General features: G+C 67.4%; 17 protein-coding genes, 1 tRNA gene and 1 rRNA gene. 7 read left to right on the top strand and 12 right to left on the bottom strand.

The window, feature by feature from the left end:
- A complete protein-coding gene (locus F804_RS0114525) occupies positions 1-2,016 on the bottom strand; it encodes an HAD-IIB family hydrolase (protein ID WP_245540371.1) in 2,016 nt (671 codons plus the stop codon).
- A 130-nt stretch (positions 2,017-2,146) separates the two neighbouring features.
- On the opposite strand from F804_RS0114525, the gene F804_RS0114520 reads away from it, so the two are divergent.
- Positions 2,147-2,932, top strand: coding sequence for a sulfotransferase family protein (locus tag F804_RS0114520; RefSeq protein WP_022708476.1), 786 nt, complete (start codon positions 2,147-2,149; stop codon positions 2,930-2,932).
- 53 nt (positions 2,933-2,985) lie between these two features.
- On the opposite strand, the gene F804_RS16645 is transcribed toward F804_RS0114520, so the two are convergent.
- From F804_RS16645 to F804_RS16635, 6 genes are all read right to left on the bottom strand, one after another.
- The gene (locus F804_RS16645) at positions 2,986-3,276 is read right to left on the bottom strand and encodes a nitroreductase family protein (protein WP_245540370.1); all 291 of its coding nucleotides are present in this window, start codon (positions 3,274-3,276) and stop codon (positions 2,986-2,988) included.
- A gap of 205 nt (positions 3,277-3,481) precedes the next feature.
- Positions 3,482-4,900 (bottom strand): glucuronate isomerase, encoded by a 1,419-nt coding sequence (gene uxaC, locus F804_RS0114510; RefSeq protein WP_022708474.1) that lies wholly within the window; start codon positions 4,898-4,900, stop codon positions 3,482-3,484.
- Positions 4,897-6,333: a mannitol dehydrogenase family protein gene (locus F804_RS0114505; RefSeq protein ID WP_022708473.1), complete on the bottom strand. Its 1,437-nt coding sequence runs from the start codon at positions 6,331-6,333 to the stop codon at positions 4,897-4,899. Before F804_RS0114505 ends, uxaC begins: the two co-directional genes overlap by 4 nt.
- Complete coding sequence (locus tag F804_RS16640; RefSeq protein WP_022708472.1) at positions 6,323-8,707, bottom strand: glycoside hydrolase family 31 protein; 2,385 nt, start codon at positions 8,705-8,707, stop codon at positions 6,323-6,325. The genes F804_RS0114505 and F804_RS16640 overlap by 11 nt, the downstream gene beginning before the upstream one ends.
- A 4-nt stretch (positions 8,708-8,711) precedes the next feature.
- Positions 8,712-10,013 carry a TRAP transporter large permease gene (locus tag F804_RS0114495; RefSeq protein ID WP_022708471.1) on the bottom strand — a complete coding sequence of 434 codons (1,302 nt, stop codon included), beginning with the start codon at positions 10,011-10,013 and terminating at the stop codon, positions 8,712-8,714.
- Positions 10,010-10,537 carry a TRAP transporter small permease gene (locus F804_RS16635; RefSeq protein WP_022708470.1) on the bottom strand — a complete coding sequence of 176 codons (528 nt, stop codon included), beginning with the start codon at positions 10,535-10,537 and terminating at the stop codon, positions 10,010-10,012. Before F804_RS16635 ends, F804_RS0114495 begins: the two co-directional genes overlap by 4 nt.
- A gap of 206 nt (positions 10,538-10,743) precedes the next feature.
- Here F804_RS16635 and F804_RS0114485 point away from each other — a divergent pair, with 206 nt between their 5' ends.
- From F804_RS0114485 to uxuA, 4 genes are read left to right on the top strand one after another with little or no spacing between them, the layout of a single operon-like run.
- Positions 10,744-11,724: a TRAP transporter substrate-binding protein gene (locus F804_RS0114485; protein WP_022708469.1), complete on the top strand. Its 981-nt coding sequence runs from the start codon at positions 10,744-10,746 to the stop codon at positions 11,722-11,724.
- 15 nt (positions 11,725-11,739) lie between these two features.
- Entirely contained in the window at positions 11,740-13,524 is a 1,785-nt protein-coding gene (locus F804_RS0114480) for a glycoside hydrolase family 2 protein (RefSeq protein ID WP_022708468.1), read from the top strand.
- On the top strand, positions 13,521-14,261 hold the full coding sequence (locus tag F804_RS0114475; RefSeq protein WP_022708467.1) for an FCD domain-containing protein: 741 nt from the start codon (positions 13,521-13,523) through the stop codon (positions 14,259-14,261). The genes F804_RS0114480 and F804_RS0114475 overlap by 4 nt, the downstream gene beginning before the upstream one ends.
- A gap of 19 nt (positions 14,262-14,280) precedes the next feature.
- Positions 14,281-15,435: a mannonate dehydratase gene (uxuA, locus tag F804_RS0114470; RefSeq protein ID WP_022708466.1), complete on the top strand. Its 1,155-nt coding sequence runs from the start codon at positions 14,281-14,283 to the stop codon at positions 15,433-15,435.
- On the opposite strand, the gene F804_RS0114465 is transcribed toward uxuA, so the two are convergent.
- The 3 genes from F804_RS0114465 to F804_RS0114455 form a co-directional block, all read right to left on the bottom strand.
- Positions 15,429-18,830: an error-prone DNA polymerase gene (locus F804_RS0114465; protein WP_022708465.1), complete on the bottom strand. Its 3,402-nt coding sequence runs from the start codon at positions 18,828-18,830 to the stop codon at positions 15,429-15,431. The genes uxuA and F804_RS0114465 overlap by 7 nt on opposite strands.
- Entirely contained in the window at positions 18,827-20,290 is a 1,464-nt protein-coding gene (locus tag F804_RS0114460; RefSeq protein ID WP_028726028.1) for a Y-family DNA polymerase, read from the bottom strand. Before F804_RS0114460 ends, F804_RS0114465 begins: the two co-directional genes overlap by 4 nt.
- 129 nt (positions 20,291-20,419) lie before the next feature.
- Positions 20,420-20,983, bottom strand: coding sequence for a carboxymuconolactone decarboxylase family protein (locus F804_RS0114455; protein WP_022708463.1), 564 nt, complete (start codon positions 20,981-20,983; stop codon positions 20,420-20,422).
- Between the two features lie 140 nt (positions 20,984-21,123).
- Here F804_RS0114455 and F804_RS0114450 point away from each other — a divergent pair, with 140 nt between their 5' ends.
- On the top strand, positions 21,124-21,720 hold the full coding sequence (locus F804_RS0114450; protein ID WP_022708462.1) for a TetR/AcrR family transcriptional regulator: 597 nt from the start codon (positions 21,124-21,126) through the stop codon (positions 21,718-21,720).
- 102 nt (positions 21,721-21,822) lie between these two features.
- On the top strand, positions 21,823-22,869 hold the full coding sequence (locus tag F804_RS16630) for a glycosyltransferase family 2 protein (RefSeq protein ID WP_022708461.1): 1,047 nt from the start codon (positions 21,823-21,825) through the stop codon (positions 22,867-22,869).
- A 96-nt stretch (positions 22,870-22,965) separates the two neighbouring features.
- Here F804_RS16630 and F804_RS0114440 read toward each other — a convergent pair.
- A tRNA-Met gene (locus tag F804_RS0114440) sits at positions 22,966-23,042 on the bottom strand.
- 59 nt (positions 23,043-23,101) lie between these two features.
- Positions 23,102-23,199, bottom strand: a 5S ribosomal RNA gene (gene rrf / locus F804_RS0114435); the annotation flags it as partial.

The raw sequence follows: 23,199 nt of genomic DNA, 5'->3' as shown, positions 1-23,199 counted from the left end.
TCACTCGGCCGCCATCATCAGGGGGTGCAGGTGGCCCAGGCGCTCCAGCCCGTCCAGCACCCCGTCCGCATGGGGCAGCGGGCTTCGCAGCGCGTCCGTCACGCCGTCCAGCTCGGCCGAGGCATTGGCGGGAATGATCGCCTGCGCGAAGTCCTGCAGCATGTCCAGGTCGTTCCCGCTGTCCCCCGCGACGATGCAGGATCGCGGGTCGATGCCCAGCCGCGCGGCCTCGAAGCGGATGGCGGCGGCCTTGCCCGCACGGGCGGGCAAAACATCGATCAGCCGGTCATGCGACAGGATCACCCGCGCGGGCAGGCCCGCCGTCATAAGCCTTTGCTCGATGCGGTCGCGGTCGGCGGCATTGCCGAAGAAGGACAGCTTGAATGCCCGCTGGTCATGCCCCGGCTGACGCGCGATGCCCAAGGGGCGCAGTGCCTCGACGATCGCCTCGCGCCGCCAATCCGCGCCGATCAGCCGCGCATAATCGGCACAGGGGCGCAACGTCGCGCCGTCGTCCCACCGCCAGATCTCGGTCCCGACCGAGGTGATCATCACGTCCGGGCGCGGCAGATCCCACAGCCGCAACACGCGCCGCGCCTCGCAGATCGAACGCCCGGTCGCGACCGCAAGCACCATGCCCGCATCGCGACCCGCGGCCCAGTCGGCAAAGCGCGCGGCCCCGTCGCGGCATCCGGTCAGCGTCCCGTCGATATCGCTGGCCAGCATCGCGCGCGGATCGCGGACCGCCGGGGCCCTGTCCCGCAGACCGACCATGATCCTCTGCACCGCATCGGCCCACCGATCCCAGCTGTATATCCTGCGCGCACGCGCAGCCGCATGGGCGGCGCCCTGCCGGTCGTCCAGCATCGCCCGGATACCCGAGGCGATCGCGCCCGGGTCCAGCGGATCGACCAGCGCACCCGCGCCAAGGCTTGCGACGATATCGGCGGCACCGCCATTGCGCGTCGCGACCAGCGGCACGCCCGCCTGTGCGGCCTCGATCAGGGTCAGGCCGAAGGGCTCGTGCAGGGCCGGGTTCACGAAGACCCCGCCCCGCGCCGCCAGCGCATAGAGGGATGCCACATCCGCATGCGTATGCCTGCGCGGCAGCGCCACGCGGCCCCACAGGTCGTGCCGGTCGATCAGGTCGAACATCTCGGCCATGATGCGGTCCTGTTCGGGGCAACCGCCCGCCAGCCCGTCGCGCAGACCCGCCACGATCACCAGGTTCGCACGGTCCTGCAGCGCCGCATCGCCCGCATAGGCGCGGATCAGCGCGGCAAGGTTCTTCTTGGCGATGGGCCGCGCGACGGCCAGCAGGATGGGCTTGGCCATGTCGCGCAGAAAGGGCGCGATCAGGCGGCGCGCGGGATCCAGGTCGTCGCAGCGCGGCGCGGTGATGCCGGGACCGACGCGATGCACGCGCCCCTCGGCCGTCGGGTCATAGGCGGGGATCTGGCATTCGGCCTCGTCCCGGGACGAGGCGATGATCGCATCGGCATCGCGGATCGCAGCTGCTTCCCGCTCGATCCGGCGGGCGGTGGCAGCATCGGGGCTGCCGCCCTGCGCGCGGCACTTGTCCAGCGCCAGAGAGTGAGAGGAATAGAGCCAGGGGATCCCGAACTCGGCCGCAGCGGCGCGGGCCAGGACGGCGGCATCGGCGAAATGCGCGTGGATCACGTCCGGCAGATCGCCCTGGCGCAGCATCCGCAGAAAGGCGTCCTGCAGGGCCGGCAGCTCGGCCTCGAGCGCCTCCTTGGCAAGATAGCCGCTGTTGCCGGTCCGCAGTCGCAGGATGCGGCAACGGGGGGCGACATCTTCGTGCAGGGCGGAATGGACGGGGTCCAGACGGGGGTCGGAGAAGGCGCGGGTGACGATGGTCACCTCGCGGGTTTCGGGCCGCCGCGCCTGCGCCAGGGCCGCGCCCAGCACATAGGCGATATGGCCGCCGGTATCTTCGGTCACGCCATAGCTGACCGGCGGCGCCTTCAGGCAGCCGCCAAGTGCGACATGCATGATTCGCATGGACTTTTCCGCCTTGGTCTGTAGGTTTCGGGGTGGTCTTCCCAGTTTGCAGACAACGAAATCCGCACCGTTCCCGGTTCCCCGCAGGCGGGCTAATTTAGATCAGTCGAGGTATCGCAGAATGACCGCCAAGGGGCTTTCGCATCGCTATGTTTTCGTGGGCGGGCTGCACCGCTCGGGGACTTCGCTGGTGGCGCGGATCGTCGCGGGGCTGCCGGGCGTCGGCGCGATCCGCAACGCCCCCGTCCCCGAGAACGAGGGCGTGTACCTGCAGGGCGCCATCGCGCATACCGCGCAGCATGGCCGCCCCATGCATTTCGCGACCGATCCCGCCCAGCACCTGACCGAGGGCTGCGCCCATGACAGCCTTGCCACGCGCCAGCGGCTCGAGGCGGACTGGGCGCCCTGGTTCGATGAGGGGGCGTGGCGGGTCGAGAAGTCGCCCGTGAACCTGACGCGGATGCGGCTCTATCAGCAGCTGTTCCCGTTGTCGCAATTCGTGGTGGTGATGCGCCATCCGCAGGCCGTGGCCGCAGCGGTGTCGAAATGGGTGGACATGCCGCAGGACCGGATGATCGGCCACTGGATCGACGCGCACCTTCAGGTCGCGCAGGACCTAGCGCATCTGCATGCCGTCATGGTCCTGCGATACGAGGATCTGGTGGCCCGGCCCGACGCCCATCGCGACGCTTTGGCGGCCTTCCTGGGCATCCCGCCCGCGCGAGGCGCCGAGGCCGTCCGCGACGGGAACGGCGATTACGCCTATGGCGATCTGTCGCCCGCGCATCGCGCGGCGCTGGCCGAATGGGGATACGGTCCCGCCGGACGCACCGACCCGATGCCCCCGCAGGTGCGCCACCCCCTGCGCGACATCCGCGAGGCGACCGAGGCTGCCCTTCGCGGATGAGGAAAAGGGGACGGCACAGGCCGCCCCCTTCCCCCGAAACGAAGCCTGACGGATCAGACCTCGGTGATGATCGCCCGTTCCGACAGGCGCGATTTCGGCAGCGCCGCGTTGTAATCGCCCTCGGGGTCGGAATAGCCGATCGGCACGACGAACAGGCTGGCATAACCCTTCTCGGTCAGGCCGAATTCGCGGTCGAGGATCGCGGTGTCCACGCCCTCCATCGGGGTGGCGTCGATCCCCATCGCGGCCAGCCCCAGCAGGAAGTTCCCGAGATTCAGGTAGACCTGCCGCGCCATCCATTCGGGACCGTCGCCGATCTGCTTCTCGTGCAGGTCGATGAACATGGAACGCGCATTGCGCATGGGGGGATTGGATGGCCTTCACGCCGAATGCGCCGCTTCCCCGAACGGACGATCAGCCCGTGCGGACCGCGGGGCCGAGTTGCGGCAGGCCATGCGCGGCGTGATCGGCGGCATCCATGCCGGGATGCGCCCACCCAGGCAACCCTTGGCGCAAGGCGGGCGGTCCCGCCCTGCGCCAAGGGTCGGCTCAGGCGTCCTGACGGTCGGCGGGCAGGAAGCGGCGCGCGGCGTTCCCCCAGCAGATGTCGTAGACCAGCCTGTCCAGCGCAACGGGATCGTTCGGCAGCAGCCCGTCCTGCACCTGCCGTCCCAGCATCCGGCACAGCAGGCGGCGGAAATATTCGTGCCGGGTGAAGGACAGGAAGGACCGGCTGTCGGTCAGCATCCCCAGGAAGGTCGAGATCAGGCCCATCTGCGCAAGATCGGTCATCTGACGCTCCATCCCGTCCAGCTGGTCGTTGAACCACCACGCGGTGCCGACCTGCACCTTGCCGGGGCGCGATCCGTCCTGGAAATTGCCCGCCGTCGTCGCCAGCACCGCATTATGCGCGGGATTCACCGAATAGAGCACCATGTCCGGCAGCTGATCGGTCCGGTCCAGCCGGTCCAAGAGCGCGTTCAGCGGCTGCGCGATGGCAAAGTCGTTCATCCCGTCCGCACCCGCATCGCGGCCCACGCGGTCCAGCAGGCGCTGGCGGTTGTTGCGCAGGGGCGCAAGATGCAGCTGCATGACGATGCCGCGCTCGGCATAGGCGCGCCCCAGCCCGACGAACAGGGCCGAGCGGAGGGCGGCAGCCTCGTCCGGGGTCGGAGCCTCGCCCGCAAGGCGACGGTTCAACGCGGCGGTCAGCTGATCCTCGGACCATTCGGGGCCGGCCTCCAGCCGCTCGATGCCGTGATCGGCGGCGCGGCAGCCATGATCGACGAAGACGTCCAGCCGCTGGATCAGCGCCTGCAGAAGCGGCGCGAAGCCGTCGATCCGGATCCCCGTCAGTTCGGCCAGCCGCGCGATCCACGGGGCAAAGCCCTCATCCTCGACCTTGAAGGCCGCATCGGGGCGGAAGCTGGGCGCGACGACAAGGTCGGGATCGCCCTGCATCGCGCGGTGATGGGCCAGGTCGTCCAGCGGATCGTCGGTCGTCCCGACAAAGCGCACCTTCATCTGCCGCAGCAGACCGCGCGCGCCGAAATCCGACCCCGGCAGCGCCGCATTCGCGACATCCCAGACCCGGTCGGCGGTATCAGGCGACAGGACGGTGCCGTCCAGCCCGAAGAAGCGCCACAGCTCCAGATGCGACCAGTGGTGCACGGGGTTCATCACCAGCGCGGGCATGGCGCGGGCGAAGGCGTCGAATTTCTGGCGGTCGGTCGCGGGACCGGTGCACAGATCCTCGGGGATGCCGGCCCACCGCATGACACGCCATTTGTAGTGGTCATGCGCCAGCCACAGCTGGCCCAGATTGTCCCAGTGGTGGTCCTGCGCGATCTCGGCCGGGGGAAGGTGGTTGTGGTAATCCACGATGGGCAGGTCGGCCGCGACATCGTGATACATGCGTTGTGCTGCGGGCGTGTCCAGCAGGAAGTCGGGCCCCAGGAATTCGGTCATGCTGCCCCCATGGCGTTGGCGATGGCGGTCCGGGCACCGGTCCGCACGATGTTCAGATAGGCGCTGGCGATGGGCGCGGCAAAACGCGGATCGGCGGCCAGCTCCACCGGAAAGACCTGCGTCAGCGCCAGCATCGCGGTGACGTAATCGCCGCCATCCTGCGTGTCCGCGACCACCTGCGCCAGCCTGTCGGCCATCGGGTCGGCGGGCTTGCCGCCACCATCGACGGTCTGGCGGACCAGCCGCATCCAGCCCGCGATGGCCAGCGCGGTCAGCGGCCAGTCGCGATCCGCCGCCAGATGCGCTGCGGCGGGCGCGACAAGGCGCTGCGGCAGCTTGGCGCTGGTATCGGTGGCGATCTGGGCGGTGCGGTGCTGCAGCGTGCTGTTGCCGAAGCGCGCGATCAGCTGATCGGCGTAATCCGCGATGTCCACGCCCGGCAGCGGGCGCAGCGTCGGGGCCTGCTCGGTCAGCATCAGGCGGCGGGCGGCATCGCGCAGCACCGGATCGTCCATGCAGTCCGATACCGTCTCGCATCCCGCAAGCTGGCCCAGGCAGGCCAGGAAGGTGTGGCTGCCGTTCAGCATCCGCAGCTTCATCTCCTCGAACGGGGCGACGTCCTGGACCATCTGCGCGCCGGCATCCTCGAATGCGGGGCGGCCTGCGGCAAAGTCGTCCTCGATCACCCATTGGCGGAAGGGTTCGGTCAGGATGCTGTTCGGATCGGCGCGGCCCGTGGCCTGCTCGATCAGGGCCAGCGCCTTGTCGTTCAGCGCGGGCACGATGCGATCGACCATCGTGGCCGGAAAGCGGACATTCCCCTCGATCCAACCGGCCAGATCGGCATCCAGAAGCCGCGCATAGTCCAGCACGGCGGCGCGGGCCAGCCGCCCGTTATGCGGAAGGTTGTCGCAGGACATCACGGTCAGCCCGCCCTGCCCCGCATCGCGGCGCGCGCGCAGGCCCGCGACGATGACGCCGATGGCGGTCCGGGGTGCGTCGGGATTTGCCAGATCGGCCTTGATGCCCGCGTGATCGGCGTCGAGGCCATCGCCCTTCAGCGCGTAACCCTTTTCGGTGATGGTCAGGGATATGATCGCCAGCGCCGGATCCGCGATCCGCCCCGTCACCGCCGCGATCCCGTCGCGCACCGGGTGGAGCGATCCCACCACCGCGCCGACAGGCCGCGCCACGATGCCCTGATCGTCGGCCTCCAGCACGTGATAGATGCCGTCCGCCGCGTCCAGCGCGTCCAGATCCTCGACGCCCGAGTTCAGGCGGCAGGCGATGACGCCCCAATCGCCGCCATCCGCCAGCACCTGGTCCAGATAGACCAGCTGATGCGCGCGGGCGAAGGCGCCGAAGCCGATATGCAGGATGCGCGGGCGCAGGTCCTGACGGTCATGCGCGGGGGCGAGGGTCTCAATCTGCATGGGGGATATCCTCGAACGCGATGCGGGTGACGGGCTGGCCGTTCACGCGCAGGGGGCGGGTTTCGGCATCGGGCAACGACAGGTCCAGCGCGGGCCAGAAGGGACGGAACGGGCCGCGGGCGGTGATCGTCACGTCGATCACATCCGCATCGGCGCGGGTCTCGATCAGCAGGCGGCAGTTGTTGCCCGCCAGCGCGTCGGCCGAGACGCCGTCATCCTCGTACAGCATCGTCCGGTCGCTGAAATCGCCCGGCGCGGGGAACAGCGCGATGCGGCGGGTCGTGTCGGCCTCCGGCTTGGCGCGGGCGCAGCCCCGGGACAGGGGCAGCGCGGCACCGGCACGCACGAACAGCGGCATGCTGCCCAGATCGACGGGCTGTTCGATCACCCGGCCGCCCGTGTGGAACGTTCCGGTGTGGAAATCCCACCAGCCGCTGCCATTGTCAGGCAGGTACAGGCTGCGGGTCGCGGCGCCTTCCTCGATCACGGTGGCGACCAGCAGGTCGCGGCCCAGCATGAACTCGTCGCATTCCGCGCGGCAGGCGGGATCGGCCTCGAACTCGGCCACGGTCGGGCGCAGGATCGGCTGGTGGTCCTGCGCGGCCTGCCATGTCAGCGTGTACAGATAGGGGAGCAGCTGCCCCCGCAGCGCCAGCGCCGCGCGGATATGGGGCAGGATCTCGGGATACATCCAGGGCTCGTTGACGGTCGCGTCGTCGTTCCAGCTGTGGATGGTGAAGCGCGGATGGAAGATGCCGTTCTGGACCCAACGCAGGAACAGTTCCGGCCCCGGGCGCGGCCCCGAGAAGCCACCCACGTCATGGCCGATGTTGAAGATCCCCGACATGGACAGGCCCAGCCCCATGCGGTTGTTGTAGCGCAGCGTCTTCCAGTCGGTGCGGTTGTCGCCCGTCCAGGTCTGGGCGTAGCGCTGGATCCCCGGCGCGCCCGAACGGCTGATCAGGTAAGGGCGCAGATGCGGCGCATGTTCGGCCTGGGCATCGCGCGAGGCCCGCGTCATCAGCACAGGCTGCAGCGGGCGGATCAGCGCGACGTCGATCGGGTCGCCGAAGCCGTGGCATTGCGCGGCGCGGTCCCAGATCTCGTATTCGTTGTTGTCGTTCCAGGTGGACCCGATGCCGTGCTCCAGCAGCTGGGTGGTCACGTTGGATTTCCACCAGTCGATGGTCGCGGGGTTGGTGAAGTCCAGATGCGACCCCTCGTCGTCCCAGAAGACCGAGATCTCGGGGCGGTCGGCCTCGCTGTCGCGGATGAACAGGCCCGCCGAGGCAGCTTCGGCATAACGCGGGTGATCGTGCAGCATGCAGGGCTTGATGTTGGCGATCAGGTGCAGGTCCGCATCCGCGAAGCGCGCGGTCATCGCGTCGATGTCGGGGAACTTGTCGGTGTTCCAGTTGAAGACATAGCGCTTCGGCCCGATCGAGGTATAGCCCGACGACATCTGGAAGCTGTCGCAGGGCAGCGCGTGCTCGGTGATCCGGTCGAGGAACCCCTGCACCTGCGCCTGCGCGTCCGGCGCGTCGGTATAGCTCATGGTCGACCCGGAATATCCAAGCGCCCAACGCGGCATGAAGGCGGTGCCGCCCGTCAGCCATGCCTGCCTGCGCGTCAGCCCCGCCAGATCGGGCGACCAGGCCATGTAATAATCCAGGTCCCCGTCCTCGGCCCGATAGGCGCGATAGGGGGCGTGGTAGTTGTCCAGCTCGTTCCCCAGATCGAACCAGCAGCAGGCAAGGTTGTCGTAGAAGACCGAGAACGACCCCGCATCCGGCGTGCGGGTCAGCGTGACGGGGATGTGCTTGTACAGCGGATCGGTGCGTTCGGCGTCATAGCCCATCGCGTCGAGGTTGCGCATCTCGAACCGGCGACCCGAGCGTTCCAGGTCGCCCGACTTCTCGCCCAGGCCATAGACCAGCTCGCCCGCGTTGCGGCGCAGGAAATGGCTGTGGGCATGGTCGCGGACACCGGCCATGTAGGCACCGGTCGTGCGGTCGGCGGCGAATACGCGCCACTCGTCCCCGACCTTCGCCTGCCAGACCAGTTGCAGCGGGCGCAGCACCTGCAGCCGCAGCGTGCCGGTGTCGATCACCAGCCCCAGCTCCGTGTCCGACAGGTCGAAATCGGGGCAGGCAAAGCCCGACAGATCGTCGCGCGAACGTCCCTCGAACGGCACGTCGCCATCGGGGGCCACCGACCAGCTTCGGTCCAGCCGCCAGCCGTCCTGCCCCGTCAGCGACACGCGGATCAGGTCGCGGTCCAGCACGGCGATGCGCATCCGGCGGCCGCCATCGGTCAGCAGGGTGACACAGGCGCCGTCGCGCCCCTGCAGGGTCCAGTCCTTGAGGGTCTTCATGATCTTAACCGTAGCTTACAAGCCAGCGCGGCAGCGTCAGGCTGATTTCGGGGATGAAGGTCACCGCCAGCAGAAGGACGATCATCGCGGCATAGAGCGGCAGCATCGGGCGGATCACCCGCTGGATCGGCACGCCCGCGACCGAGCAGCCGACGAACAGCGCCGACCCCACCGGCGGCGTGCAGATGCCGATGGACAGGTTCAGCGTCATCATGATGCCGAAATGGACCGGGTCCATGCCCAGATCCTGCACCACCGGATAGAAGATCGGCGTGAAGATCAGCAGCGCGGGGGTCATGTCCATGAAGGTGCCGACGACCAGCAGCGCCGCGTTGATGATCAGCAGGATCACGATCGGATTGTCCGACAGCGCCAGCAGCCAGTCCGACAGCGCGAAGGGAATGTCGCCGTAGGCCATGGCCCGCGACATCGCGATGGATGTCCCGATCATCAGCAGCACGATGGTCGTGGTGATCGCGCTTTCCAGGAAGATGCGCGGCAGGTCCGACAGCTTCAGTTCCCGGTACCACACCAGCGCCAGGAACAGCGAATAGAGGACCGCGACGGCGGATGCCTCGGTCGCGGTGAAGATGCCCGCGATGATGCCGCCCATGATGACCACGATCAGCCCCAGCGGCAGGATCGCGTCCAGCGTGCGGTGACGGACCTCGGCCATGCTGGGGCGCGGGGCCAGCGGGTATCCGCGCTTCTTGGCGATGATGCCCGCGACGACCATCAGCGACAGGCCCAGCAGGATGCCCGGCAGGTAACCCGCCACGAACAGCGCCGAGATCGAGGTCCCCCCGGTGATCAGCGAGAAGACGATCAGCGTGGTCGAGGGCGGGATCAGCAGGCCCGTCGGGCTGGAGGCGATGTTGACCGCCGCCGAATAGGCCGGATCGTAGCCCTCCTTGCGCTGCAGCGGCGCCATGACGCCGCCCACGGCCGCGGCCGATGCGACCGCCGAGCCCGAGATCGCGCCGAACATCATGTTCGCGATGACGTTGCAATGCGCCAGCGCGCCCGGCAGGCGACCGCCGAGGACCTTGGCGAACTCGATCAGGCGCAGGGCGATGCCGCCGCGGTTCATGATGTTGCCCGCAAGGATGAAGAACGGGATCGCCAGCAGGGTGAAGCTGTCCAGCCCCGACACCATCTGCTGGGCCACGATGAAGATCGTCTGGTCCAGCGACATGAACAGCAGGAAGGTCAGCGCGGCGGAAATGCCGATGGAAAAGGCGATGGGCACGCCCAGCACCATCATCGCGGCAAAGCTGCCGAACAGGACGATTGCGGCGGAATTCATCGCTTGCTCTCCTCGGGTTCGGCCATCTCGACCGAGATTTCATCGGCGGGCTTCAGGATCTGTTCGCCCTGCGCGATGCGCAGCAGGTTGCCCGCCGCATAGGCCGTGACGATCGCCCCCGCGACCGGCACCGCGCCATAGACCCAACCCATCGGCAGGCGCAGCGCGGGCGAGATCTGCCCTGATGCCAGCGTCTTCGCGACCAGCTGCGATCCGCCCCAGATCATCACGATCACCGCGAAGGCGGCGATCAGCAGGGTGATGGCGGCCTCGGTCGCCTGGCGCTTGCGCCCCTCGACGGACATGGGCAGGAAGTCGATCGCCAGGTGGCGCCCCTGCCCGTAGGTGAAGGCCCCGCCGACCAGCGCCAGCCACATGAAGATGAAGCGCGCCAGCTCGTCCGTGACGGTCGAGGGCGTCCCCAGCACATAGCGGCTGATCACCTGCCAGCTGACACAGGCCAGCAGCACCGCGAAGGCCGTGATGATGCCGCCACGCAGCAGCATGTCCGCGGCCCGCCTCATGCCGGCCTCGGGTGGCGAAGGGTTCCGTAGGTCATGCTGCGCGCTCCTCCCGCAGGGTTCCTGATTTGACGGGAAGATGACGCCCCGGGTCAAAGTGGTCAACCAATTTATCAAACTGGTTGACAAGAACGCGGATTGGCGGATCAAATCGCGGCACCAGATTTCCGGCGGCTTGGCCGCCACGCATCTTATCGGGAGGGATAGGGATGAAGATCGCGACCAAGCTTGCCGCGGGCACCGCGCTTGCACTGCTGACCATGACCGCCGCCGCGCAGGCCAAGACGCTGCGCCTGAACCACAACAACCCCGAGGATCACCCCGTCCACCTGTCGATGCAGAAGATGGCCGACGAGGTCGAGGAGGCCACCGGCGGCGATCTGAAGATCCGCATCTATGCCAACGGCCAGCTGGGCACCCAGCGCGAATCCACCGAGCAGGTGCAGAACTGCTCGCTGGACATGGCGCGGTCGAACGCGGCGGAACTGGAGGCCTTCGTGCCGTCCTATGCCGTCTTCAACCTGCCCTACATGTTCGCAAGCGAGGATCACTTCAACCAGGTGATCGCGGGCGATATCGGCAAGCAGATCCTTGATTCCGGCATCGAGAACGGCATCCGCGGGCTGGCGTATTATACCGAGGGCGCGCGGTCCTTCTATACCAACAAGGCGATCAATTCGCCCGCCGACCTGGAGGGCATGAAGATCCGCGTCCAGCCCAGCCCCTCGGCGGTGCGCATGGTCGAACTGCTGGGCGGCAACCCCACCCCCATCGGCTGGGGCGAGCTGTATTCCGCGCTGCAGCAGGGCGTCGTGGACGGGGCCGAGAACAACCCGACCGCGCTGACCACCGCCCGCCACGGCGAGGTCGCCAAGCACTTCTCGCTGGACGAGCACACGCTGATCCCCTCGGTCGTGTTCATCTCGAACTGCGCATGGGACGGGCTGAGCGCCGAGGAGCAGGAGGCCCTGGCCACCGCCGCGCACAACTCGATGCTGTCGCATACCGAAGCCTGGAAGCTGGCATCCGACGCCGCCATCGAAGAGGCGCAGGCCGAGATGGGCGTGGAAATCCACGAGGTGGACAAGGCCCCCTTCATCGAGGCCGTGCAGCCGATGTACCAGGAGGCCGAAGAGGCCAATCCCGAACTGGCCGGTCTGATCGAACAGATCCGCGCCTCGGCGCAGTAAGGGGACGGGGACGCCATGCTCGAACGTTCGGATCTGGCCGAAAACGCCTTGGCGGCCCTGCATGACGAAGCCTATGATCGCGCCTTCGACCGGCGCGATCTGACGGCGCAGGGCATGATCTTCACCGGCGGGCGCAAGGCGCGGTCGCTGGACGGGGACTGGAACTTCTGCGTCGACCTGCTGGATACTGGGCTGCGCCAGAAATGGTTCGCCATGCAGCCCGGCGATCCCGCCGACCGGATCGAGCCCTGGGATTACGACCCCCATATGGGCGAGACCGTGCCCGTCCCGTCCAACTGGCAGATGCTTCAGGACCGCTGGTACTTCTTCGAGGGCGGGTCGTGGTACACGCGCCCGCTGGATATCGAACCCGATCCCGACGGTCGGCTGTTCCTGCGCGTCGGGGCCGCCAGCTATGACTGCAAGGTGTTCCTGAACGGCGAATACCTGGGCAACCACCTGGGGGCCTCGACCCCGTTCTTCGTCGAACTGACGGATCACGTCCGCGAGGGCCGCAACTGGTTGATGCTGTTCGTGGACAACCGCCGCCGCCCCGACCGCCTGCCGATGCAGAACACCGACTGGTTCAACTATGGCGGCATCTACCGCGAGGTGTCGCTGTACCAAACCCCGCGCACCGTCATCCGCGACCTGTTCGTGACTCTGGCGCCGGGTCGCTACGACCTGATCCGCGCCGAGATCGAGGTCGAGGGCGCGACCGAGGCGCATCTGCGCATCGACGGCCTGATCGACCGGACGATCCCGCTGACGGATGGCCGCGCCGTGGTCGAGATCCCGGCCGAACCGCATCTGTGGTCCACCGACGACCCGCATCTGTACGATGTCGAACTGACCGCGGGCCCCGACCGGGTGACCGACCGCGTGGGTTTCCGCCAGATCGAACGCCGCGGGACCGAGATCCTGCTGAACGGCAGCCCGATCTGGCTGCGCGGCATCGCGGTGCACGAGGATGACGAGAAGCTGGGCAAGGTCACGAACCACGCCGACCTGACCCGCCGCTTCGACCACGCCAAGGCGCTGAACTGCAACTTCATGCGGCTGGCGCATTATCCCCATCACGAGGATGCCTCGCGCATGGCGGATGAACGCGGCATCCTGATCTGGGCAGAGATCCCGGTCTATTGGGCGATCGACTTTGCCAATCCGGCCACGCAGGCCGATGCACGCAACCAGCTGGCCGAACTGGTCCGCCGCGACCGCAACCGCGCATCGGTCGTCATCTGGTCGGTGGGCAACGAGAACCCCGATACCGACGCGCGGCTGGACTTCATGTCCGACCTTGCGGCGCTGGCCCGCAGGATGGACCCGACCCGCCTGATCGCGGCGGCCTGCCTGATCAACCACAACACGCTGAAGATCGAGGACAGGCTGGCCGAGCATCTCGATATCATCGGGATCAACGAATATTACGGCTGGTACGACGAGGACTTCGACGATCTGGAAAAGATCGGCCGCAATTCCGACCCCGACCGCCCCGTGGTGATCTCCGAGACCGGCGCCGATGCCGACATCACGCCGCAGGGGCCGAAGACCGGTCTGTTCTCCGAGGCCTACCAGGCCGAGATCTATCGCAAGCAGATCGCCACGCTGTCCAAGCTGGATTACGTCAAGGGGATGTCGCCCTGGATCCTCTATGATTTCCGGACCGAGCGGCGGCAGGGTATCTTCCAGCGCGGCTGGAACCGCAAGGGGCTGATCGCCGCCGACAAGACCACGCGCAAGCAGGCCTTCGGCATCCTTGCCGATTTCTATTCCCGCCGGGCCGAGGGCAAGGCATGAGCGGATCGCAGCAACGCCGCTACCAGGATGTCGCCGCCGAATTGCGCGACCTGATCCGGGCCGAGGGGCTGCGCCCGGGCGACCGCCTGCTGACCGAACGCCAGATCGCGCTGCGGCTTGACGTGGGGCGCAGCCTAGTGCGCGACGCGATCATCATGCTGGAGGTCGAGGGGCTGGTGCAGGTCCGCCAGGGATCGGGCATCTACCTGATGGAGCAGGCCTCGGGCACGACCGTGGCCGTCGACGATATCGGCCCGTTCGAGCTGCTGGAGGCGCGGATGGTGATCGAAAGCGCCGTCGCGGGCCTTGCCGCCGCCACCGTGACCAAGGCCGACATCACCGCCATGCGCGATGCGCTGGACCAGGAACGCCGCAATATCGAGGCCGGCAGCGACGATTACTCGGGCGACCAGCGCTTTCACCTGCTGATCGCCGAGGCCACGCAGAACGGCGTGCTGGTCAGCACGGTCGCCGATCTGTGGGAACGCCGCCGGGGCAGCCGGATGTGGGCGCAGCTGCACAGCCGCATCTTCGACCACGCCTATCGCAGCCGCTGGCTGGACGACCACCAGGAGATCCTGGACGCCCTGCGCGCCCGCGACAGCCAGCGCGCCCGCAAGGCCATGAGCGACCATATCGGCAATGTCAGCGCGACGCTGATGCAATTGTCCGATCCCGACGATCCGTCCTTCGACGGGTATCTATTCTCGACCGCGCGCGCCCGGCAGGCGCTTTGAAGATTACGGAGAACTGGAAGTGAAGCAGACTTGGCGTTGGTTCGGGCCGAACGATGCGGTGACGTTGGCCGATATCCGGCAGGCAGGGGCGACGGGCATCGTGACCGCGCTGCACCACCTGCCGAACGGCGCCGTCTGGTCCGTGGACGAGATCATGGCACGCAAGCGCCTGATCGAGGAAGCCGGCCTGACCTGGGATGTCGTCGAAAGCATCCCGATCCACGAGGATATCAAGACCGCCGCCCCCGGCTGGCAGGCCCATGCCGATGCCTGGGCGCAATCGGTGCTGAACCTTGGCGAATGCGGCATCCGCACGGTCTGCTACAACTTCATGCCGGTGCTGGACTGGACGCGGACCTCGCTGGATCACGAATTGCCGGACGGGGCGCGCTGCCTGCGCTTCGACGCCGCCGATTTCGCGGCCTTCGACATTCATGTGCTGGAACGCCCCGGCGCGGATGCCGAGCACCCCGCCGAGATCGTGGCCGAGGCCGCCCGCCGCGCACCCGGCATCGACCGCGATGCGCTGACCGGCACCATCCTTGCCGGGCTTCCGGGGTCCGAGGAAAGCTATACCCTGGACCAGTTCCGCGAGCGGCTGGCGACCTATGACGGGATCGACGCGGCCCGCCTGCGCGAAAACCTTGCGGCCTTCCTGCGCCATGTGCTGCCCGCCGCGAAACAGGCGGGCGTCGTGCTGGCGATCCATCCCGACGATCCGCCCCGCCCGCTGTTCGGCCTGCCGCGCATCGTCTCGACCGCCGCGGACATGGACTTCATCGCGGGCATCGACGACAGCCACGCGAACGGGTTCACCTTCTGCACCGGCTCCTATGGCGTGCGGGCCGACAACGACCTGCCCGCCATGCTGGCGCGGCACGGCGACCGGGTCCATTTCCTGCACCTGCGCGCGACGCTGCGCGAAGAGGACGGGCTGTCCTTCCACGAGGCCGCGCATCTGGAGGGCGACGTGGACATGGTCGCCATCGTCTCCGAGGCGCTGCGCATCCAGAAGGCGCGCGGGGTCGAGCTGCCCTTCCGCCCCGATCACGGGCACCAGATCCTGGACGACCTGACCCGACAGGGCGGTGCGCCCGGATATCCCGCCATCGGGCGCCTTCGCGGCCTGGCCGAGATCCGCGGCATCATGCACACGCTGCGCCGCCTTCAGTGAAAATCGCGACTGGGGAACAGGCGTCGCGCCTGGTCCCTGGGATGCATGGCGGGGGCACCCTTTCCCTGCCCCTTGCGGGGCGCATCGTCCGATTGCGGCAGCGTGCGCCCCACCTGCGCCTCCAGCGGGTGGCCCAGTTCGACCAGCCGGTCCGACATGTCCTCGATCCGGTCCGCGATCAGGTGGACGACGATCCCCTCGCGCTGGATGCGGCCCGTGACGCGCAGCAGGCGGCCGCCCATCACCTCTCGGCGGAAGCGTTCATAGACCTTGGGCCAGACGACCACGTTCGACACGCCGGTCTCGTCCTCGAGCGTCAGGAAGATCACCCCCGATGCCGTGCCGGGCCGCTGCCGGGTGATGACCAGCCCACAGACCGAGACGCTGCGCAAAGGCCCCTGCCCCAGCAGGTCGTTGCGCGTCAGCCCGGCGATGCGCGGGCGCAGCAGCTCCATCGGGTGGGCGCGCAGGGTCAGGCGGGTCGAGACGTAATCCTCGACCACCTCCTCGCCCAGATGCATGTGGGGCAGGATGGTCTCGGGCTCTTGGATGCCTTCGCCGTCCATGGGGTCGGAAAACAGCGGCAGGGGCCTGGGCGAGCTGATCGCCCGGACCTGCCACAGCGCGTCGCGCCGCCCCACGCCCATGCCCGCGAAGGCGTCGGCCTCGGCCAGCCGTTCCAGCACGCGCGGCGCGGTGCCCGCCCGCAGCCACACGCTTTCGGGGTCGGGATAGCCGTTGCCCCGCGCCGCGACGATCCAGTCCGCGTCCTCGTGGCGGAAGCCCTTGATCTGGCGGAACCCCAGCCGCAGGGCCAGCGACCCGTCGGGGCGCGGTTCCAGCGAACAGTCCCAGTCCGAATGGTTCACGCAGACCGGGCGCACGTCGATACCGTGTTCGCGCACGTCGCGCACGATCTGGGCGGGCGCATAGAAGCCCATCGGCTGCGAGTTCAGCAGCGCGCAGGCGAAGACCGCCGGATGGTGGCATTTGAACCAGGCCGAGACATAGGTCAGCATCGCGAAGGCCGCCGCGTGGCTTTCGGGAAAGCCGTAATCGGCAAAGCCCTCGATCTGGGTGAAGCACTGCTCGGCCACCTCGCGGGGGTATCCGTTGCCGATCATCCCCTGCACGAAGCGGTCGCGATGTTCGCCGATGGTCCCCATGCGCCGGAAGGACGCAAGCGAGCGGCGCAGGCGGTCGGCCTCTTCCGCTGAATATCCCGCGCCGACCACCGCGATCTGCATGGCCTGTTCCTGGAACAGCGGCACGCCCAGCGTCTTGGCCGTCACCTTCTCCAGTTCGGGGCCGAAGGGCTCGGGGGCCTCCAGCCCCTGCCTGCGGCGGATATAGGGCTTGACCATCCCCCCCTGGATCGGACCCGGGCGCACGATGGCCACCTCGATCACCAGGTCGTAGAAGGTCGCGGGCTTCATCCGCGGCAGGAAGTTCATCTGCGCGCGGCTTTCCACCTGGAAGACGCCGACCGCATCGGCGCGCTGCAGCATCCCGTAGGTGGGCGCGTCCTCCTGCGGGACGGAATGCAGGGTCAGGTCCGGGCCGCCGTGACGGCGCAGCAGGTCGAACCCCTTGCGGATGCAGGTCAGCATCCCCAGCGACAGCACGTCCACCTTGAGGATGTTCAGCGCGTCGATGTCGTCCTTGTCCCATTCGATGACGGTGCGCCCCTCCATCGCGGCATTCTCGATCGGGCACATCTCGTCCAGGCGGTCCTGGGTGATGACGAAGCCGCCGACATGCTGGGACAGGTGGCGCGGAAACCCGACGATCTGGCGGATCAGGCCCAGCGTCAGCGACAGGCGGTGGTCGTCGGGGTTCAGCCCCAGCGCGCGCACGCGGTCCGGGTCGGCCCCGCCATTGGACAGCCCCCAGATGTCGCCCGACAGCCGCGCGGTCACGTCCTGGGACAGGCCCATCACCTTGCCCACCTCGCGGATGGCGGCGCGGCTGCGGAAATGGATCACCGTCGCGCACAGCCCCGCCCGGTGGCGGCCATAGCGGTCATAGATCCACTGGATGATCTCCTCTCGACGCTCGTGTTCGAAATCGACGTCGATATCGGGCGGCTCGCCTCGATGACGCGAAATGAAGCGTTCGAACACCATGCCGATCATGTCGGGCGACACGTCGGTGATCCCCAGAAGATAGCAGATGATCGAATTGGCGGCCGAACCGCGCCCCTGGCACAGGATGCCCCTGCGGCGGGCCTCGGCCACGATGTCGTGGACGGTCAGGAAATAGGCGGCATAGTTCAGGTCCTCGACCAGCGCCAGCTCGCGTTCGACCAGCGCCTCGACCCGGGGGGACGGTCCCTGCGGGTAGCGGGTGGCGATGCCCTGGCGGACCAGCCTCTCCAGCCGCGCCTGCGGGGTCTCGTCCTGCGCGATCTCGTCGGGATAGTTGTAGGCAAGCTGCCCAAGATCGAAATCGCAGCGCGCCATGATCCGCAGGGTCTGGGTCATCGCCGCGGGATAGTCCACGAACAGCCGCGCCATGTCGGGTGCGCCCTTCAGGCGGTGTTCGGCATTGGGCAGGGCGCGGGTGCCGATCTCGTCGATGGTGATGCCGTGGCGCATGCAGGTCAGCACATCGGCCAGGCGGCGACGCTCGGCCCGGTGCATCAGCACGTCGCCCACCGCGACCATGGGGGCGGATGTCGCGAGGGCCATCCCGGCGCAGGCCGCCAGCCATTCGCGGTCCGACCCGTCATAGCGCGGCACGGCCCCCAGGAAGACGCTGCCCGGAAAGCGGCGCTGCATCCGCAGGACAGACCCTTCGGCGGATGCAAGATCTGGGGGCGGCAGGGCGATCAGGATGATGCCCCGGCACCATTCCTCCAGATCGGCAAGGTCCAGGTGGCACTCGCCCTTGGGGGCACGCTGCTTGCCGATGCTCAGCAGCCGCGACAGGCGGCGATAGGCGGCGATGTCCGTGGGCAGCGCGACCCATTCGACCGGACAGTCGCACAGAACCAGACGGCTGCCCACGATCAGGCGCGGCAGGCATTCCGCCACGGGACGCGGCAGGTCCATTGCGCAGCCGACCTCCTGCCGGGACGAGGTGTCGATGCGGATGGTCGAACGCACGCGCAGCCCTTCCGCGACCTCCTTCGCCAGCGCCTTCAGCGCGGAATGGGCGCGCACGACGCCCGCCAGCGAATTGCGGTCGGTGATGGCGATGCCCGCAAGGCCCAGCTCGACCGCGCGCAGGATCAGCTCCTCGGGATGCGAGGCGCCCTGCAGGAACGTGAAATTCGACGTGACGCACAGTTCGGCATAGCCCCCCGAGGGGGCACCGCCCCCGAGCGCGCCCGGCGGGGCTCGATGCCCCGCAGGGCGCGGCCCCGCCTCCGGTTCGGGGTGCGGGCCGGTCATGCGAATTCGCCCTGGACGAACCACTCCATCCGTTGCGGCGCATGGAACAGCCACAGGCGGCGGCCATCGGCGGTCTCGATCCGCCAATAATCGCGCAGGCCCACCCTGCTCAGGGCATCCGCCCGCCACCATTCGTACGTCAGCCGCTCGGGTCCTTCGGCATGCCCGGCCACCACCCGCGCGCCCCGCCACAGGAACCCGCGCGGGGGCACGCAGCCATCCGCCTCGACGGGTTCGGGATCGAACAGCCGCACTGGACGCGGACGCCGGGCAGGCCGGGGCGCATCACCAGCATCGTCGCATTCCAACCCTGCGGGCAGCACCGCAAAGCCACGCTCGGGCACGTGGCTGTCGCCCTGCGCGAAATGCTGCACCGACCCAAGGCTGAGCCGCGTGCCGAGACGGCTGATCAGCACCCCCAGCTTGTCGCCCCCCTCGGCCAGGCCGCCGATCTGGCGCGCGGGCAGATGTTCCACCTGGCTTGCGACCAGCCGCACCTGGTCGATCCCGAACCCCGCATCCACCTCGTCCAGGCGCAGGTCGAACAGCGGCAGGATCGCCGCTTCGTCGCGCATCGGAACCGCCAGCCGCAGCGCGATCTGCTGGCTGCCGCGATCCACGCGCCGCATGGTCGCCGACAGCTGCCGCGCGCCCATCTCGTGGGCCTTCAGCTTGGCACAGAGCGGTCCCAGCAGGCGGGCGATGGCCGCGCGCAGATCGTCGCGCAGCCCGATCGGGTCCGGCAGTGTCAGGCGCGTGCCGAAATGCGGCGGCTCGGTCTGCGGCGCGACCGGCTCGGGCAGGTCGCCGGTCAACTGGTCCAGCCGCATCAGCACCTGCCGCCCCAGCCTGCGGGCCAGCGGCCCGCGCCGCATCGCCTGCAACCCCGCGACATCGCGCAGACCCAGCCGCTGCAGGGCCACGACATCGGAATGATCCAGGCGCAACGCCTCGATGGGCAGATCGGCCAAGGCATCACCCGGTCTTCCGAAACGCGCCAGCCCCCATGCCGCCCCCCGCGAATGCGCGATCCCCGTCTGCAGACAGATCCCCGCCCCCTGCGCCCAGTCCCGCATCCGGGTCAGCAGCCCTTCGGCCCCCTCCCACAGATGCAGCGATCCGGTGGCATCCAGCACCAGCCCATCCGCGCCGTCCAGCCCGACCCAGGGGCACCAGCCCGTCGCATGCCGTCGCAGCGCGGACAGGAAGCGGGCCTCGGCCTCGAAGTCGGCGGGGCGGCTGACCAGTTGGGGACAGAAGGCGCGCGCATCGGCAAAGCTCATGCCCCGGCTCAGACCCTCGGCCTCGGCGGCGGCGTTCAGGCAGTGGATCCGCTCGGCATTGTCGCGCTTGATGGTGACGGCGAACGGACCTTCGACAGGATGCGCGCGCAGGATGCGGTCCGAGGCCAGCCTCGGGAACCACATGCTTACGATCCGCCTGTCCGCAGCTTCCGTCATCGCCCTTTCCGTTCTCTATTTGTTCTCATTAATCCGTCGGACCGGCTTTTGTCGAGTCCCCGGCGCACGAACGAGAACGGGCGCCCCATATCGGGGCGCCCGTTGCTGATCCTGGCGATGTCCTTGCGATCAGCGCTTGGACTTCGGCGTCCAGGCGAATTTCTGCATCGGCGCATCCACCGGCGTTTCCGCCACGTGGTTCGTGAAGTTGCTCATCACCTTCTGCGCCATGCCCAAGATGATATCCAGCAAGTGGCGCTGCTCATAGCCTGCCTCGAAGAAGGCCTGCATCTGCGCCTCGCTCGGGTTGCCGCGCGTGTCCAGCATGATCAGGACGAAATCGCGCAGGGCCTCCAGCTTGGCATTGGGCAGCGGGGTCTCGTCGCGGAGCGCGTCCGAGATGTCGTCGCTGACGCCCATCGCCTTGGCGATGCCGGTATGGGCCGGAACGCAGTAATGGCACTCGTGATAGACGTTGATCGTCTGCCACACGACGGTCTTCTCGTCCGCGTCGAAGGCGGTTTCCTCGGCGAACAGGCGGTGCAGCACCTGATAGCCGTCCAGAAGCGCGGGCGATGCCGCCATGACCGCATGCAGGCCCGGCAGGCGACCGAAGGCCTTCTTGGACTTCTCGATCAGCGGCAGGGCTTCCGCGGGGGCGTTGGTTTCGTCGAAGCGCTCGAACTTGGTCATGGTGCTATTCCTTGCGGTCATGTGTTGACGGACCGAAGATGGGTATTCTTGAACGAACGCTCAAGACCCAATCTGAACGATCGCTCAAGAATTTTTCCAAGGGCCTTCATTTCGTTCGCTGCCGCGCGTATCTATGGTTCATGGCACGCACGGCATCATATGATCGCGACACGGCGCTGGACGCCGCGATGACCCTGTTCTGGGTCAACGGGTATCACGCGACATCGCTCAAGGATCTCGAGCAGGCGCTGCAGATGCGCCCCGGTTCGATCTATGCCGCCTTCCACAGCAAGGAGGCGCTGTTCCACGCGACCATCGACCGCTATGCCGCGCGCATGGCCGCGAACCTGCAGACGATGATCGACGAGACCCCCTCGCCCATCGCGGCGCTGCAATCGCATCTGCGCGACCTGGCCGACATCGCGCCCTGCGATCGCCCTTCGACCGCGTGCATGCTGGTGAAGTCGTTGCTGGAGGTTTCGTCCGGGAACGCATTGCGCGAGGTGATCCTGGGACATCTGGACCGGATCGAGGGCCTTCTGACCCGCGCGGTCTCCCGTGCCATCGAGCTGGGAGAGATCCCAACGAGCAGCGACCCTTCCCGCATCGCTCGGCGGCTTCAGACCTATATCTTCGGGTTGAAGATCCAGGCTCAGCGAGAGACCGACCCTGGTCGGATGCGGGATCTTTGCACGGACTTGGCCGAGGAGATAGGCCGCCTGCGCCGCACGGCGTGACCCTCTGGCACATTTCGACGGTTGTATCCCGCTGAAGCCACAGTCACATTCCCTGCACGGAATGGCGTGCCATGGATGGCCCCAAAACCTGCAGATCGGAAGATGATGAAGACCGTTGTGACGACCATGCGGAACGAGGCGCCGTTCATTCTGGAATGGGTCGCCTATCACCGGCTGATCGGTTTCGACAACATCCTTGCCTACAGCAATGACTGCGAGGACGGCACCGACGCCATCTTGGACCGATTGCAGGAAATGGGTCTTGTCGCGCATGTGCCAAACCCGCGCCGGGGCAAGAAGCCCGTTCAATGGACAGCATTGAAGCGCGCCGAGAACCACCCCTATGTCAAGCATTCCGACTGGCTGTATGTGGCCGATTGCGACGAGTTTCTGAACATCCATGTCGGCTCCGGCAAGGTCGACGACCTGATCGCGGCAAGACCGGAAGCAGATGGCTTCCTGCTGTCCTGGCGGATGTTCGGAAGTGGCGGCATCATTCAGTTCAAGGATGAGCTGATGACGCGCCAGTTCACACGCTGCGCGCCCGATGCGCTTGTGTGGCCTTGGCGCGCGGTTCAGTTCAAGGCGCTATATCGAACTTCGCTGGACCGCCTGAAGCTGGGCGTACACCGACCGAAGGCCCGCAAGGGCACGGAAGAGACCGGCATGACCTGGGTCGACGACAATGGCGCGATCCTTCCCAATGTCCTCGGGACCGTGGTACCCAAGACGGGACGAAGATACGGTTTGGCGCAGATCAACCACTATGCGGTCGGATCGGCCGAAAGCTTCATCGTCAAATCGGCACGCGGCAAACCCAACCACTCCGAACAGGGGATCGGTTTGGAGTACTGGGTGGACCGCGACCTGAACGATGCCCAGGATGTGAGTATTGGGCGACATGATGCGGATTTGGCCGCCTCGGTCCGCGAATTGATGCAGGATTCTCGACTGGCGCAGCTGCATGCCGATGGGGTGGCTTGGCGTGAAAGAAGACTGCGCGAGTTGCTGCTGCACTCGGACTACTTCTACCTCTACAGCCGGATCTTCCGTTATCTTCGGGGAAGCAGCTTTGATCTGGGGACGCAGGTCGCGATGCTTCGCATGCTGTATCGGATGCGCTCGGCCGAGGCATCCCGTCGCGGATGATCCGTCGGATGTTTCATCTTGGTGTTTTTCTGTGATCTGTAACGCAAGAAGCCCCGCGTTTTTGCGGGGCGTGTTTTTTGTATGGTTTTGTTATTTTGGTTGCGGGGGCAGGATTTGAACCTGCGACCTTCAGGTTATGAGCCTGACGAGCTACCGGGCTGCTCTACCCCGCGCCATTTTTGTCCTGATCGGGTGTTTTCATCGTATCAGAGAGATTGTCGTCTCTTTCCAGGTCTGGCGGTGACCTACTCTCCCACGTCTTTTGACGCAGTACCATTGGCGCGACGGCACTTAACGGCCGAGTTCGGGATGGGATCGGGTGTTTTGCTC

The sequence above is a fragment of the Paracoccus zeaxanthinifaciens ATCC 21588 genome (genome assembly GCF_000420145.1).
GTDB lineage: Bacteria > Pseudomonadota > Alphaproteobacteria > Rhodobacterales > Rhodobacteraceae > Paracoccus > Paracoccus zeaxanthinifaciens.
This window is presented reverse-complemented; position numbering and strand designations above follow the sequence as displayed.

Bases quoted from the DNA above. Each gene is read 5' to 3' on its own strand.
- F804_RS0114525 (WP_245540371.1), bottom strand. From the start codon at position 2,016: ATGCATGTCGCACTTGGCGGCTGCCTGAAGGCGCCGCCGGTCAGCTAT.
- F804_RS0114520 (WP_022708476.1), top strand. From the start codon at position 2,147: ATGACCGCCAAGGGGCTTTCGCATCGCTATGTTTTCGTGGGCGGGCTG.
- F804_RS16645 (WP_245540370.1), bottom strand. From the start codon at position 3,276: ATGTTCATCGACCTGCACGAGAAGCAGATCGGCGACGGTCCCGAATGG.
- uxaC (WP_022708474.1), bottom strand. From the start codon at position 4,900: ATGACCGAATTCCTGGGGCCCGACTTCCTGCTGGACACGCCCGCAGCA.
- F804_RS0114505 (WP_022708473.1), bottom strand. From the start codon at position 6,333: ATGCAGATTGAGACCCTCGCCCCCGCGCATGACCGTCAGGACCTGCGC.
- F804_RS16640 (WP_022708472.1), bottom strand. From the start codon at position 8,707: ATGAAGACCCTCAAGGACTGGACCCTGCAGGGGCGCGACGGCGCCTGT.
- F804_RS0114495 (WP_022708471.1), bottom strand. From the start codon at position 10,013: ATGAATTCCGCCGCAATCGTCCTGTTCGGCAGCTTTGCCGCGATGATG.
- F804_RS16635 (WP_022708470.1), bottom strand. From the start codon at position 10,537: ATGAGGCGGGCCGCGGACATGCTGCTGCGTGGCGGCATCATCACGGCC.
- F804_RS0114485 (WP_022708469.1), top strand. From the start codon at position 10,744: ATGAAGATCGCGACCAAGCTTGCCGCGGGCACCGCGCTTGCACTGCTG.
- F804_RS0114480 (WP_022708468.1), top strand. From the start codon at position 11,740: ATGCTCGAACGTTCGGATCTGGCCGAAAACGCCTTGGCGGCCCTGCAT.
- F804_RS0114475 (WP_022708467.1), top strand. From the start codon at position 13,521: ATGAGCGGATCGCAGCAACGCCGCTACCAGGATGTCGCCGCCGAATTG.
- F804_RS0114465 (WP_022708465.1), bottom strand. From the start codon at position 18,830: ATGACCGGCCCGCACCCCGAACCGGAGGCGGGGCCGCGCCCTGCGGGG.
- F804_RS0114460 (WP_028726028.1), bottom strand. From the start codon at position 20,290: ATGACGGAAGCTGCGGACAGGCGGATCGTAAGCATGTGGTTCCCGAGG.
- F804_RS0114455 (WP_022708463.1), bottom strand. From the start codon at position 20,983: ATGACCAAGTTCGAGCGCTTCGACGAAACCAACGCCCCCGCGGAAGCC.
- F804_RS0114450 (WP_022708462.1), top strand. From the start codon at position 21,124: ATGGCACGCACGGCATCATATGATCGCGACACGGCGCTGGACGCCGCG.
- F804_RS16630 (WP_022708461.1), top strand. From the start codon at position 21,823: ATGATGAAGACCGTTGTGACGACCATGCGGAACGAGGCGCCGTTCATT.